This window comes from Streptomyces sp. NPDC096105, assembly GCF_044763335.1.
Classification (GTDB): Bacteria; Actinomycetota; Actinomycetes; order Streptomycetales; family Streptomycetaceae; genus Streptomyces.
Window position 1 is genome coordinate 112105 of sequence record NZ_JBIWGC010000017.1, and the last position, 13578, is coordinate 125682.

The following is a 13578-nucleotide window of genomic DNA, read 5'->3' on the forward strand; positions in this document are numbered from 1 at the left end:
GCCCTGGCCCCTTTACCTGTTCGGACATCATTATTCGGCTAGAGTAGGTGGTCGTCGACGGGAGGTCTGTCGTCACTCCGAGAGAAGGTGTAGTGCTCATGCCCGAAGTGCCCGAGCGGGAGATCGGACAGCCGGCCACCGCGGTGAGCGGTCCCGTCAGCCACGCGATCTTCCGCGTCTCCCGTCTGCACCGCATGCTCGCCGGCATGCTGCTGCGGGACGTGGGCCTGTACCCCGGCCAGGAACTGGTCATGATGCAACTGTGGGACACGGGACCACAGCGTCAGACGGAACTGGCCAAGGTGCTCGACTCGGACGCGGCCACGATGACCCGCACGGTCCAGCGGCTGGAGAAGGCCGGATTCGTACGACGCAGCCCCGACCCCACCGACAGGCGGGCGTCCCTGATCGAACCCACCGCGGCCAGTCAGGCGCTGCGCCGGCAGGTGGAGGAGGTGTGGCGCCGGCTTGAGCAGCTGACGGTCGCCGACATGCCCGCCGACAGCCGGGGCCGGCTCCTCGACCACTTGCTCGGCGTGGAGAGCAACCTGCTCACCGCCGCGGAGGAGCTGCGCGCGCGGGACTGACGCGCACGCAGCCACGGCGCCCGCGCCGACAGGATGGCTGTCCCCGGCCCGTACCGGCCGGGGACAGCCATTTCCGCGTCCGGGCTCGTTTCCCGCCCCTCGGAGTCGTACCCCTGAAACCCTTGTAGGTGTCCGGGCAAGTTTTTTGGGTTCTCGGCTTGCATCGTGCCTAGGTGTGGCCTACTCTCCAATTACCTGCTCGAGCAAGTAAAGGGCGGGATGGCGAGATTGCACCCCATTGGTTGCACCCCACAACAAGGAGATACTCCATGGCACTCGACCTCTTCACCCCCGAAGACACCGCCATCGTCCTCATCGACCACCAGGTCGGCACGATGAGCTGGGTGGGATCCATCCCCTTCAAGGAAATGAAGGCCAACGCGCTCGCCCTGGCCAAGGCCGCCAAGGCGCTGGACATCCCCCTGGTGCTGACCACCTCCATGGAGGACCACGCCCAGGGCCCCCTGCTGGAGGAGTTCGCCGAGATCGCCCCGCAGGAGTACAAGGACCGCGTCCAGCGCACCGGCGTGGTCAACTCCATGGACGACCCGGCGTTCGCCGCCGCCGTGAAGAACACCGGCCGGCGCAACCTCATCATCGCGGGTGTCACCAACGACGTCTGCACCGTCTACCCCACCCTCACCGCGCTGGAGGAGGGCTACAAGGTCCGCGTGGTCGCCGACGCCGGCGGCTCCATGACCAAGCTGGCCGACGACACCGCCCTGCGGCGCATGGAGAACGCCGGCGCGGTCATCGCCTCCGTCAACACCGCGCTGACCGAACTCGCCGTCAACTGGGCCTCGCCCGCCGGCCAGGCGCTTCTGCCGGTCGTCGTCGAGCTCATCCCGCAGCCGTAACCAGCGCCCACCACGCCGCGTGCGCCGGCCCCACCAGCATGAGCACCTGGGCCGGGGCGCGGGGATCACACCCCTCACCCCGGCCCCTGCCTGTCCGACCATCGAACGCGCGAAACGAGAAGGCGCCGTGAAGACCCCGTCGTACGGACCCGCACTGACAGCCCTGGCCGCGTCCCAGTTCGTGGTGATCATGGGAACGTCCATCGTCAACGTCGCCCTTCCCGCCGTCCAGGAGGGCATCGGCCTGGCCGACAGCGGCATGTCCTGGGTCGTCAACGCCTACGGGCTCGCTTTCGGAGCCCTCCTGCTCATCGGCGGCCGGGTCGCCGACCTCCTCGGCAGGCGTCGCCTCCTGCTGGGCGGTCTCGCCCTGTGCACCGTCTCCTCCCTGGCCGCCGGCCTGGCCACCGAGCCGTGGAGCCTGCTCACCGCACGTGCGCTCCAGGGCGTGGGTGCGGCGGCGGCGGCCCCGGCGTCGCTCGCCCTGCTGCTCCATCTCTTCCCCCCGGGGCCTGGCCGGGGCAGGGCACTGGGCGTGTGGGGCGCGGTCTCCGGAGCTGGCGGCGCGGCAGGCGTGGTGATCGGCGGGCTGCTCACCGAGAGCTGGGGCTGGCCCTCCATCTTCCACGTCTCGGCGGCCGGCACCCTGCTGGCCCTCGTCGCGACGGTCCTCCTCGTCGACGCCGGGCCGGCCGACGCCCGTGCGGGCGGCCGCCTCGACCTCACGGGCACGCTGACGATGAGCCTCGGTCTCACCACCCTGATCTACGGTCTGACCGCCGCCTCGGACTTCGGGTGGTCGTCCTGGCCCGTCCTGGCCTCACTGGCGGCCGGCGCGGTCCTGTTGACGTCGTTCGGCATCATCGAGTCCCGCCACCCGGCCCCGCTGCTGCCCCCTCGCCTGCTGGCCCAGGGGCTGGTCACGCCGACCAACCTCATCATGGCCCTGTTCGGCGCCATCTGGCTCGGCATGTTCTTCTTCCTGCCCGTCTACCAGCAGCGTGTCCTCGGAGCCGGTCCCCTGGAGACCGGGCTGTCGCAACTCCCGCTCGCGGCGACCAACATCGCCGGTTCCGTCCTCGCCCCCCGCCTGGCCCGCCGCTTCGGACCGTACGTCACCCTCGGCGCCTCCCTCGGCGCCCTGGCCGCCGGACTGCTGTGGCTGGGGCGGATCTCCGCAGACGGCGGCTACGTGGGCAACCTGCTCGGGCCCGTCGTCGTCATCGGCCTCGGCTCGGGCATCGCCTTCGTCCAGCTCACCGGCCTCGCCGTCACCGGCGTCCGGCCCGCCGACACCGGCCTCGCCAGCGGACTGGTCAACGCCACCCGCCAGTTGGGTTCCACCGTCGGTCTCGCCCTGCTGACCACGCTGGCCGCGTCGGCGACCGCCTCCTCCCACGGCGACCCCGCCGAAACGCTGACCGACGGCTACCGCGCCGCGTTCCTGGTCTGCGGCGCCGTCGTCACGCTCACCGCCCTGGCCGTCCCCCTGCTGGCCAGGAGGGTACGCCGGCAGGCTGCCGCGGCCGCCACCACCACCGACCGGACCGATACGGCGCGGACCGCGCCGAAGTTCCCCCAGCCGGCCGCACGGTGACGCGCCCGGCGCACGTGGAAGACGCCCGTCACGGAGTGAACCGGGACCGCGGATGCTCCGTAGGAAACGATGAACGGTCGCTTCCGCCGAGAGGGACCGGCCGCAGCTCCCACCCCGGCGACCCCGAGGACGTACCCGATGGCCAAATCCGACCGGGTGAGCTGCCTCCGGTTCGTCGAGAACTCGTGCGCGGACAGCGGTCGCCGGACGTGAGCACAAGGAGACCCGTGAAGCCCTTCGCGTTCCAGGGCCGGCCGCCCACCCCCCTCCATGAGGTGGCCGGCCTCCTGTTCGCCCGCGCGTTCCTGACCCTCTACTGGGGCACCGTGCACCGCGTCCGCAGCCGCCGGCCCCACCCGTCCCGGCCCGTGCTCCCACGCGGCGGTGGGGGGCACGGGCGTGGGGGCAGCGCAGGCCGAAGGCCCGGGTGATCGTCTGGGTCACGCCGTTGCCGGCACTGTCCCCGACAGTGACCCTGAGGGTGACGTGACCGGCCCCCTCCGGGGCGCGCAGCGCCGTCCGCGCCGGGGGCGCGCCCCGCTCCTTGCCGCCGGAAGCGGTGCCGCTCCCGGCGACGGTCGAGGCGACGTGCGTGCCGTGGCCGTTGTAGTCGGCGATGTCCGCCTCGTAGGGGACGAAGCTGGCGCTGCCGTCGATCCGGTCCGCGAGGCCGGGGTGGTCCGGGTCCACCCCGGTGTCCAGCACGGCGACTTTCGCGCCTCCGCCCGTGTTCCCCCGGACCACACCTCGGGCGCGCCGATCTGCGCGGTCGACTCGGCCAGGTCGGCCGTCACCTTGCCGTCCGGCCAGATCTTGGCCACACCGTCGGCGAAGACCGGTCCTCCCGACCGGGCCGCGGCGTCCGGGCCGCCGGTGGCCGCCTCCCAGAACTCCGCGGTCCGCTTCCGATCCTGCGTCAGGGCCGCGCCCCGCACGCTGTCCAGCCGGTGCTCGACGCGGGAGCCGGGCACTTCGCGCAGCCGGCGGGACTTGGCGGCGGTCTCGGTGCAGCCGACGATGAGCGGCAGCCGGGAGGAGTGCGCGTCGTCGTGGCCGTCCGCGATGAGCCGGGTGACGTCGAACAGTCGCCGGTCCAGCTTTCCCGCGCCGACGTAGGGCAGGACGGAGTCGGGACAGACGTGGGTGGAGCCGTCGACGACCGTGCGGGTGAAACCCGTGGTGGTGCCGTCGGCGCCCTCGAAGGAACGGACCTCCGTGCCGTCGGCGGCGGTGGAGACGGTGACCTTGTCACCGGTGATGGGGGTGACGGTGCGGGTGCGGCCGCTGCCGGGCGGCTGGACGGCGGAGGGGTGGGACCGGGCCGTCCGGCGACGCGGAGACCGCCGCCGTGGCGGGCAGGGCGCCCAGGGTCAGGGCTGCGGTCACGGCGAACATGACCGGGCCGGGTCTGGCGAGGGGAATTCTGCGCATGACGACTCCTTGGATCGGGAGGACGGGAACCAGCGGGCGGTGGGGAACGGCGAGGCGTGCCGTACCGGGAGACGGCACCGGTCGGCTTCCGGCACGGGAGGCGGTACGTCTCACCCGCGCCCGGGCAGCCCCACGGTGACCTTCCCGGCTCCCGGAGGGCGCCGGGCGGCATCACCGCTCGTCACGCTTTACGGCCGGACTGGCCCGGGGATTCGCATCCGGCCATGGGGAGCGGCGCGCACGGTGCCTCAGCCGGTCAGCACGCGGCGACGCGGTCGGCGAAGCTCCAGCTCCGCTTCCATGACGCTCCGGTAGCCGGCGTCGCCGCTGCACTCAGTACCCTGCTCGGAGCCGCCGAAGACGGAGCGCCGGCCGGGACGTCCCTGCCCTTCCCGCGGCGACGCCGTGACTGCCGCGTGGAAGGCTGCGACCGCTCGTAGCGGGAGACGGGACGCCGTCGGCGGCCCGCCTGACAAGGAATCGGCACGTTTCCACGGAACCGGTCCGGCCGTTCAGGCAGGCGGGCCCGGGGAAGCCTCCGAAGTCGCTGCCGCCCCGGACAGTTCCCGGTGCCACAACTCGTCCGTCAACCTGCCGAGCCCTGCTGTGAGATGCCTGCGGTAGGTGCTGAACGGAAGCCCCAGACGTTCGGCCGCGGCCTCCTGGGTGGGGGCACCCGTCAGATAGGTGGTGCGCAGTGCCCGCCGGTGCTTGTCCGACGAGCGGTCCGCGGGCAGCGCGTCGATCGCGGCGGTGAGCAGTCCGGCGAGCGGGACGCTGCTCTCGACCACCAGGCGGCTGCGGTTGAGGGGGCTGGCGGCCAGGTCCGCCGGCCGCCGCAGGTTCTTCAGCGCGTCGCGCACGGCCGCGTCGAACTCCGCCCGGGACAGCACCACCAGTTCCTGGCGCGCCCGGGTGGGTGCCGTCGGCCGCCCGTCGCCATGGCGGTGCGAGAAGACCGCCTCCGACCGGCTCTTCAGCCAGGGGCCGACCGGCTGGGCCCGCCAGTCGTGACTGAACAGCGCGTACCGATGGGAGCCTACGTGCGCGGTCCGCCCGGAGCGCGGCATGGCGAAGTGACGCATGTAGTCGTCCCAGTGCCCGTCGTCGCGTTTGACCACGAACGACCACGCCAGCCGCTCGTCGCGGAATATCTCACCCAGCCCCCTCCAGTGCATCAGGTCCATCGGCGCGGAGGTGCGCTGGTAGCGGGCCGGGTGCACGGCGAACCGCATCATCGCCATGTGCTCACCGGGCCGCAGCGGGGCGCCCGCCCGGGCGTGCGCCCACGCGGCGTCCACGACCGGGTCGGCGCCGGGCGGGGGCGGGGTTTCCATGCGCAGCCAGGCGAAGAAGGCCACGGTCTCGCCGTCCTGGGTGGAGCGGTAGACCCGGAAGGCCTCCGGCTGCCGGTCGAGCCAGTAGCGCACGATCGCCGCCGACTCGGCGCCCTCCGCGGACTCGGCCAGCTCCAGCACCCGGTCCCGGTCGGCGGCCCGATACGGCTCGTCGGTGACGAGCCCGCCCTCCCGCCACTTGCGGAAGTCGACCAGGGCCTCGGCCCGGTACAGGTACAGCAGGGCGGTCGTCGCCGGCAGCATTCGGGTCTCCGGAACCCTGCGGACCCGTTCGACCAAGTACGCGTGCACCGTCTCGTGCATCTGCGCGAAGCCGTCGGGATCGCGCCAGCGCAGATCGGCCTCCAAAGCCTCGCGGACCACGTCGTGCGGGAACAGGCCGGCGTCCGTCGACTCGATGAACGGCTGGTCCCGCAACCAGGCGAACACTTCCGCGGCCTGATCGCCCATCAGCTCCCGCAGCAGGGACTCGGAGGTGACGTAGGTGTGGGCGCAGATCTCCAGTGCGCGGCGGTGGCGGGGGCCGGGGATGTCACCCACCAGCCGGGGCAGCAGCGTGGCGATCACGTCCTGGCTCGGCGCCCAGCCGGACCGCACCTCCCCGTCCTCCTTGACGGCCACCGCCGCGGCCAGCGCCAGACCCAGGGGATTGCCACCGGTGAAGGACAGCAGGGTCTCGTGGAAGTCATGTGGCACGCCGCGGGCCTCGAGGTACCCGGCCGCGTCACCGGGGGCGAGGTTGCGCAGGCCGGTGACGTGCAGCAGCCCGGACCAGCCGGGGTCGGACAGCCAGCGGGCACTCGGCGGCCGGCGGCCCGCGACCACGACCACGGCGTCCGAGGGCAGGGTGGGCAGGAACTCCTCCGACAGCCAGCCCTCCAGTCCCTGGCAGTACTCGAAGGTGTCGACCAGCAGGACGGCGCCGGCTTCGCGGGAGCCCGCGGCGGCTGCCGCGAAACCCTGGGGTGTCGGCGTCACGGTACGGGCGTCCACCTCGACGACCGGCCGCCCCGCCCGGGCGGCCTCCCGCGCCAGCCGCCGCAGCAGGGTCGACTTGCCGATGCCTCCCGGCCCGTGCAGATACTGCACGGGACTGGCGCCCGGCTCGCCCGCCAGCGCCGCCCGGAACAGTGCGATCTCCATCGCGCGGCCCACGAAGGCCCGGTCGCGCCCGGCCTCCACCGCCCTGCCGAGCACCGCGTCTGCGCACACCTTGGCATCCCTCACTGTCACGTCGTGGGCCGGAACCCGGACCCCCGCCGGAACGTCTGCGTACCCCCGCCGGTACTCGCCCACCGGGCAGGGGAACGTACTTCGCCGATCTTTCCACCACCTGGAACTGCCCCGTGCCCCGGTCGGCCCCGCGGTGCGCGAGGCGGACCGAGGGAAGAGCGGCGACCGGTCCCCGCCGGCCGCCGTGCGGGAAGGAGGGCTCGCCCCCGTCGTGCGGTCCCCGCGGGCAGGAGGCCGTCGGTCACGCCGGCTCGGCGTCCAGCAACCCCGCGACCGCCAGCGCCGCCTCGACCTGCACGGCGACCAGATCACCCAGAGGGTAGGGATCGGCGACCAGATAGGCCTCGGCTTCCGTGCACCAGTGGTCGAACAGCGCGTCGGCCTCCCGGCGGGCCGTCCGCACGGCGGCCCGCTGGTTGCCGGCGCGCTGTTCCACGTCCAGGTGCCGGCGGAGCAGGCCGGCGGCCCTGAGCCGCAGCATGTGACCGGTGCACCGTACGGTGAACTCCTCGGCCACCGTGGCGTCCCGGCCGGCCCATACCGATTCCATCGCCCGGTAGCCCGTCCTCAGCGCTCGCGTCTGCTCCAGAGAACCGCTCAGGGCCCGTCGCAGCGGAGTGGGCACGGTCAGGAACGGCTGCACCGGATCCACGACGTCCGCGATCCGCCGGACGGTCTCCTCCAGGTCCCGGCCACCCTCCTCCAGCACCTCGGGGCAGGCGCGGCCGGTGGTGCCGGCGTCGCTCGCGCGGGGGTCGCGCCACAGTGGTGTCTCGACGATCAGTGTCGTGGCGCCGTGCCGGCCGGCGTAGTGGGAGCTGGACGAACCGAAGCGCGCGGTGCCGTCGTCGCGGACCGCGGCGGCGGCCAGTGTCTTCGCCTCGGGCATGAGGTAGACCGCGGGTCCCGCCTGCTCCCAGCCCAGGGTGTCCATGGGGCCCTGGGAGAGGGCGAGGCCCCGCCGCGCGCTGACCTCGCCCAGAGCGGCGGCGGCGCCGGGCAGGTCCCGGTCGAGTATGTGGAACACCCCGCCGAAGTCCGCGTTGTGCAGGGAGTACGACAGCCGGGGCTTCAGCTCGTCGATGACGCGCGCCAGTGCCTGGGTCTCCGGCAGCATCGCGTCGAAGTAGGCCCCCTCCTCCAGGACCGGGAACGTCCACTCCGGCTGGTCGTCGAGGGCCGGACGGTAGAACCGCTCGTGGTAGCGGCGGATGGTCAGCGGCCCGTCGAACCAGTCCTCGTTCAGGCGGGTGGCGTCGGGGTCGAGGCAGGGCACGAAATTCCACGTGCGGCGGCCCCGCGCCGTCTCGTCCCCGGCGACCAGCCGGGCCAGGTGTACCACCGTCCAGAGCCCGACGGGCTCGTTGGGGTGCGGCCCGCCCACCACCAGGACCTGCTCCGGTCCGTGTCCCACCGACAGCAGGGTGAGGGGTTCACCCTGGCGTGACGAGCCGATCCGGCGCAGGCGGCAGAGCCGGGGGAAGTCCCGGACGATGTCATCGACGGCGGCGTTCAGTTCGTCGACCGTCAGCAGCCGGTCGATCGGGCCGGGCTGGTATCCGTGATCCATGGGGTCCATGACCTTTCGATGGTGAGATGCCGACGCCCGGCGGACCCGTCGGCTCACGGCCGGTCGGCCGCTGCGATCAGCGCGACGGCGAGGTCGGCCCACCGGTCCGGGGTGGAGGTGCCGCCCGCGAGTGCCTGCTGCTGGGCCAGGCCGCGCAGCAGTGCGGAGACCGCCGAGGCGAGCTGTGCGGCCTGGCGGCCCGTGAGCCTGCGGTCGTCGTCCTCGGCGACGGTCCTGCCGGTCAGGACCGAACCCAGGCGCTCGTCGCGGCGAGTGGCCGGGCGGAGCCGGTCCGCGGATCCGTCCTCGTCCCGCAGGACGACGGCCAGCACGTCCACCTCCAGCCGCAGGGCCCTGCGTCCGTCCCGCGAGGTGACGACGCGGTGGTACTCCTCGGCGTAGGCCCTCACCACGGCGGTGACGGTGGTCGTCCGATCACCGTCCACCTCGGTCAGCGCGGCGTCGAGCCCGTCGAGCCGGTGGTCGAGCACGGCCAGCAGGAGATCCAGCTTGGATCCGAAGATCGAGTAGATGGCTCCGCTGGTCAGGTCCGCGGCGTGGGCGACCGTCTGGACGCCGACGTCCCGGTAGCCGTGAGCCGTGAACAGCCGCTCGGCGGCGGCGATCAGGGCTTTCCTGTTCCGGCGCCGCGCCTCGGCTCTGCGTCCTGTCACCGGTCGTCCTCGCTCTCGGGGTGAGGGCACAACCGTAACAACGTTATTGCCGTAACACCATTACGAAATTCGTGAGGGGCCGGGACCGGGATGCCGTGGGCTCGTCGGCCTGGCGGTGGTGGTGTCACCGTCCTCGTGCCTGACTCCGTCGGGCCAGCAGGACCATTGGTCCGCCGGCGAGCGTCGGGGCCGGTGACGGTGCGGGACGGGTGAGACGTCCGCCCAGGGGCCGGCAGCCGGTCCGGGGAGGGTGCTGCCTGGCCGGACGAGCTGCGGCCCCACTGTGGGGACGGTCGGTCGCGGTGGGTCAGCGTGTGACGGAGAAGGTCGCGGCACGGGGCAGGAACACCGTGCCGCCGTCCTTGGCCGTCGCCAGCGCCGACACGTACCAGGTGCCCTGGTCCAGCTCGGCTGCCTCTTCCTCGGTGACCTTCAGGGTGTAGGTGCAGTGGGAAGCCGTGGGGGAGGTGCTCCGGCAGGTGGCGCTGTCCACGTGCCGGAGTTCGGCCTTGGTCGGGTCGAGCTTCGAACTCGCCGGCCAGGCGATGACCTTCATGTTCCGGACGCCTGAGTCGTCGTTCACGTCCGCGGTGAAGGTGACCGAGCCGGTGCCGCCGTCGAAGGGAGCGGTGTAGCGGGCCGAGCTGTTTTCCACGGTCGGTGGCGTGGTGGTCGACGCCAGGGCGAGACCGCCGGCGGCCACACCGCTGATGACGGCGGCACCGACGAGCGACGAGACGATGATGCGCTTGGACATGGGGATCTCCCTCGAATACGGATAGGAGCGGGCACGGTGTGTCCGCGGAAGGGCGGGGGAGCGGCAGATGCCGGAGCGAAGAGCCGCTGCTGACATCGGTGGTCGGCCGGTTTCCCCGATGTGCTCGAGGCTATTGCGCCGGGCACGGCCCGTTCGTCGGGCGGCCGGACGATTGCCCCCTCTAACCAGAGGTGGAGAGCCCACTGGCCGGTTCGCCGCCCGGGCGTAGCCGCGGCCGGAGCGCCGGGGCGGGAAGGCTACCGGACTGCCGGGCGTCGCCGGCCTGCGGTGACGTGTCCTTGTTCCGCCCAGCTGTCGGTACCGACCGGGCTGACGCGGTCGTCGATGCGGGACGACCGCGTCACCCTTGCGGTGACGCCCGCGCTCTGGCGGGTTCTCGCCCGGGGCGTCCGGGCGTCGCGTTCAGGCGGTCACGGCGTTGCCTGGCCTGCCACAGACGCGGATCTTCCCGGCCGACGACCGCGTGGAGACGACGGGCGAGGGTGCCGGAGGTGGCCCGGGCCCGTCGCAGGGCGGTGTGCGCGGCACGCCCCGTACGACGCTTCCAAGCGCTGCGCGGACCCCTCCCCCGACTCGTCAGCCACTTGCTGCATGCCCGTCCTTCGTCTGGCCGGCCGAGCCGCGGCGACCAGTGCGAGGCAGGCGGCTTCGAGAGACGTCTGCCGTGAGCACGAGGGGCGCCGGCGGGCTCCCGCCGTCGGGCGACGTGGTGTGACACGCGGGGCGCCCATGCCGAAGCAGCTGACCGGCCGGTGACTCCGGCGCGACGATGCGGCGGCCCGGCCGGTTCCGCGACATCGGCCATCGGGCCGGGCGGTCCGGACGCGGGCGATCCGGCACCCCCGGCCGGATCCTCGGACGGGATCGTCAGGTGAGCGTGGCGTGGGAGCGGGCACCGTCCATCGCGCTCTCGTACGACGCGGCAGCCATGTCCTTGAACTGCGCGAGCCGCGGCACATGCGACGCCTTCGTCATCTCCGCGTGCAGGAAGATCAGGTCGGTGGAGAGCCCCACCATGCTGAGCGCTGCCCGCAGGTACGGCTCCTGGTGGTCGAAGTCGCGACGCGGCGTGCCCGGCCCGTAGGCGCCGCCGCGCGCGGACGCCACCACGACCTTCTTGCCGGACAGCGGACCCCGGTCAGCACCCTGGGAGACGATCAGTGGCGCGATCATGATGCGATCGAACCAGGCTTTGAAGGTGGACGGCACGGAGAAGTTGTACATCGGCACACCGAGCAGGATGGTGTCCGCCGCCAGCAGTTCTTCGACCAGCGGCCACGTCACCGCCCAGCTCGCCTCCTCCTCCGGTGTCCGGGCGGCGTCCCGGGCCGTCCCCAGGTCCCGGATGCCTTCCGTCTCGAGCCGGTGCATGACCGCGATCTGGGCGGCGTCGATGTGCGGCACGTGGTCGGCCGCCAGGTCGCGGTAGACGTACCGGCCTTCGGGGTTGCCCTTGCGCCAGGTGCGGGCGAACTCGGCGGAGACCTGACGAGAGACCGAGTCCGGGCGGGGACTGGAATCGATGTGCAGCAGGGTGGGCATGGCCGTGCCTTTCGAGCGAGAGATGAGCAGAGGACTCTCTGCTTTCCGCCTCCCATTGAAAGTGCTGCCTGGCCCGGTGCGGCGTAAACTGGCGTGACGGTATCCGATCATCGGCGTAAGCGAAAGTGACGGTGGCAGGCGGCGATGCTGAATGTGCACAGACTGCTGCTGTTGCGTGAGGTCGAAGCTCGTGGGTCCATCGTCGCCGCGGCCCGAGCGCTCAACTACACCCGCTCCGCCGTCTCGCAGCAACTGACCTCCCTGGAGGCCGAGACCGGCGCGACTCTTCTCGACCGCAGCGGTAACCGGGTCGAACTCACCGCCGCCGGACATCTTCTGGTCCGCCATGCGGATCGGATCATCGGCCAGTTGGAGGCTGCCGAAGCGGAGTTGCACGCCCGTGACGGCGTGATCACCGGCACCTTGCGCATCGGCGTACCGCTGCACGAAGGGCCGTCCTTGGTGGCACCCGCTGCCACCCGCCTGCGCTCCCTGCACCCGCGGCTGCGTGTCACCCTGCACGGCGTCACGCCGGCGGGCGGCCGGGAGGGCGTTCGGCTGGGCCAACTCGACGTCGCCCTCGCCGCCCGTTACTCGCATGTTCCGGTGACCGGCAGACCCGGCCTGTACGAGGAGGAACTGCTCACCGACGAGATCCGGCTCGCCGTCGCTCCCGGTCACCCCCTCGCCCGGAGCACCGAGCCCCGTCCGCTGGCCGAGTTCGCCGACGAGTCCTGGGTGCTGGACCGCACTACGGACCTCGGCCGGCTGGGACTGCACGTCTGCGCCGACGCGGGCTTCGTGCCCGACGTGGTCTGCGACACCGGTGACATGCAGGCGGTCCTCGGTCTGGTCTCCCTGGGCTGGGGCGTCGCGCTCGTCCCCGACCTGGCCCCCGACCGGGCGGGCCACCCCGTGGTTCGCGTCCCGGTCCAAGGACACCGGCTGCGCCGCCACACCACTCTGGTGGTCCGTGAAGGTGCCCTGAACAGCCCGCCGGTGGCAGCGCTGCTGCCCGCTCTGCGAGAGGCCGCCGGCCTGCTGGCTCCCTCGCCGCCCCATTAGCTCGGACGCGCCGGCGGTACGGACTCGTACCGCCCGGCGAGGCGCGGGTTCCCCGAGCGGCCGAACCGGTGGCGGCACCCGTCGTAGCTCAGGGGGAGGCGGACCGGACGGCACGGGGCGCCGGAACCCTCCCGTACGGTCCTTTCCGAAGGCCGGCGGACACCGGCCGCCCACGACAGCTTGTGCGAGGCGGGACTCGACGCGGCCACGGCAACGCCGCTGCCTCCGCGAGCGAAGTCGTACGGTCCCCGAGGCCTGAGGCGACAATCCTCGCCGGAGGCGGCGGCGTAGGTTTGGCGGGTGGAGAGCGGCGAGTGGGACGAGCAGTGGGAGGACGACGGCAAGGGACTGCGGTTTCCTTCCGGGGTCCTCCTCGGCCGGGCACCGCGTGAGCCCGCGGCGCCCTCTCGTCGTGTCCCGGCGCCGGTTCCTGGAGGACTGCGTCGTCCGGCTGGTGAACCAGGAGCGTGAAACCGCCGGGCTGGCCGCCCTGCCGACGGAGGAGATGCTGCGGCAGTCGTCCCGGACGCACAGCGAGGCGATGGCGGTCCGGGACTTCTTCGCCCATCTCGACCCCGACGGCACGTCCCCCGCCAACCGGATGCGGGTGGCCGGCCACCCCTTCCCCGGCGCCGAGAACATGGCCGTCCACCTGCCCAACGCGCTGGAGGTGGTCCGGGCCTGGATGGCTTCGCCGGGACACCGGGTGAACATCCTCGGCCCCGACTTCCGCGCCATCGGGGCGGGCCTGTTCCGGGAGCGGGGTGACCGGCTGGGGTGGTGGACGCAGAACTTCGGCTACGTGTGACCCGGGAGGGAAGCCGCAGTGCCAGGACACCGCCTCTCCTCCAGTGGTCGTCCTGCGCCACGGGAGCGGGCTTCCCGC

At 72.5% G+C, this 13578-nt stretch carries 11 protein-coding genes and 1 pseudogene; 5 read left to right on the top strand and 7 right to left on the bottom strand.

Annotated elements, in window-relative coordinates:
- Window positions 1–98 precede the first annotated feature (98 nt).
- The 3 genes from ACIQ8B_RS24560 (at window position 99) to ACIQ8B_RS24570 (ending at window position 3041) form a co-directional block, all read left to right on the top strand.
- On the top strand, window positions 99–587 hold the full coding sequence (locus ACIQ8B_RS24560; protein ID WP_403549639.1) for a MarR family winged helix-turn-helix transcriptional regulator: 489 nt from the start codon (window positions 99–101) through the stop codon (window positions 585–587).
- 269 nt (window positions 588–856) lie between these two features.
- Window positions 857–1444, top strand: coding sequence for an isochorismatase family protein (locus ACIQ8B_RS24565; RefSeq protein ID WP_403549641.1), 588 nt, complete (start codon window positions 857–859; stop codon window positions 1442–1444).
- Window positions 1445–1571: 127 nt separating this feature from the next.
- Window positions 1572–3041 (top strand): MFS transporter, encoded by a 1470-nt coding sequence (locus ACIQ8B_RS24570; protein WP_403549643.1) that lies wholly within the window; start codon window positions 1572–1574, stop codon window positions 3039–3041.
- Between the two features lie 582 nt (window positions 3042–3623).
- On the opposite strand, the pseudogene ACIQ8B_RS24575 reads toward ACIQ8B_RS24570, so the two are convergent.
- The 7 genes and pseudogenes from ACIQ8B_RS24575 to ACIQ8B_RS24605 all read right to left on the bottom strand — a co-directional run.
- Window positions 3624–3785 (bottom strand): annotated as a pseudogene (locus ACIQ8B_RS24575) (S8 family serine peptidase); the annotation flags it as partial.
- A gap of 504 nt (window positions 3786–4289) precedes the next feature.
- The gene (locus ACIQ8B_RS24580; protein ID WP_403549645.1) at window positions 4290–4472 is read right to left on the bottom strand and encodes a hypothetical protein; all 183 of its coding nucleotides are present in this window, start codon (window positions 4470–4472) and stop codon (window positions 4290–4292) included.
- 512 nt (window positions 4473–4984) lie between these two features.
- On the bottom strand, window positions 4985–7042 hold the full coding sequence (locus ACIQ8B_RS24585; RefSeq protein WP_403549647.1) for an ATP-binding protein: 2058 nt from the start codon (window positions 7040–7042) through the stop codon (window positions 4985–4987).
- A 262-nt stretch (window positions 7043–7304) separates the two neighbouring features.
- Window positions 7305–8633 carry a M14 family zinc carboxypeptidase gene (locus tag ACIQ8B_RS24590; RefSeq protein WP_403549649.1) on the bottom strand — a complete coding sequence of 443 codons (1329 nt, stop codon included), beginning with the start codon at window positions 8631–8633 and terminating at the stop codon, window positions 7305–7307.
- A gap of 53 nt (window positions 8634–8686) precedes the next feature.
- Window positions 8687–9307, bottom strand: coding sequence for a TetR/AcrR family transcriptional regulator (locus ACIQ8B_RS24595; protein ID WP_403549651.1), 621 nt, complete (start codon window positions 9305–9307; stop codon window positions 8687–8689).
- A gap of 307 nt (window positions 9308–9614) precedes the next feature.
- Window positions 9615–10064: a DUF5707 domain-containing protein gene (locus tag ACIQ8B_RS24600; protein ID WP_403549653.1), complete on the bottom strand. Its 450-nt coding sequence runs from the start codon at window positions 10062–10064 to the stop codon at window positions 9615–9617.
- An 888-nt stretch (window positions 10065–10952) separates the two neighbouring features.
- A complete protein-coding gene (locus ACIQ8B_RS24605; protein ID WP_403549655.1) occupies window positions 10953–11627 on the bottom strand; it encodes an FMN-dependent NADH-azoreductase in 675 nt (224 codons plus the stop codon).
- Between the two features lie 144 nt (window positions 11628–11771).
- Here ACIQ8B_RS24605 and ACIQ8B_RS24610 point away from each other — a divergent pair, with 144 nt between their 5' ends.
- A complete protein-coding gene (locus tag ACIQ8B_RS24610) occupies window positions 11772–12692 on the top strand; it encodes a LysR family transcriptional regulator (RefSeq protein ID WP_290011452.1) in 921 nt (306 codons plus the stop codon).
- A 412-nt stretch (window positions 12693–13104) separates the two neighbouring features.
- Window positions 13105–13500 (top strand): CAP domain-containing protein, encoded by a 396-nt coding sequence (locus ACIQ8B_RS24615; protein WP_403549657.1) that lies wholly within the window; start codon window positions 13105–13107, stop codon window positions 13498–13500.
- The last annotated feature ends 78 nt before the right edge of the window (window positions 13501–13578 follow it).

Bases quoted from the DNA above. Each gene is read 5' to 3' on its own strand.
- ACIQ8B_RS24560 (WP_403549639.1), top strand. From the start codon at position 99: ATGCCCGAAGTGCCCGAGCGGGAGATCGGACAGCCGGCCACCGCGGTG.
- ACIQ8B_RS24565 (WP_403549641.1), top strand. From the start codon at position 857: ATGGCACTCGACCTCTTCACCCCCGAAGACACCGCCATCGTCCTCATC.
- ACIQ8B_RS24580 (WP_403549645.1), bottom strand. From the start codon at position 4,472: ATGCGCAGAATTCCCCTCGCCAGACCCGGCCCGGTCATGTTCGCCGTG.
- ACIQ8B_RS24590 (WP_403549649.1), bottom strand. From the start codon at position 8,633: ATGGATCACGGATACCAGCCCGGCCCGATCGACCGGCTGCTGACGGTC.
- ACIQ8B_RS24600 (WP_403549653.1), bottom strand. From the start codon at position 10,064: ATGTCCAAGCGCATCATCGTCTCGTCGCTCGTCGGTGCCGCCGTCATC.
- ACIQ8B_RS24605 (WP_403549655.1), bottom strand. From the start codon at position 11,627: ATGCCCACCCTGCTGCACATCGATTCCAGTCCCCGCCCGGACTCGGTC.
- ACIQ8B_RS24610 (WP_290011452.1), top strand. From the start codon at position 11,772: ATGCTGAATGTGCACAGACTGCTGCTGTTGCGTGAGGTCGAAGCTCGT.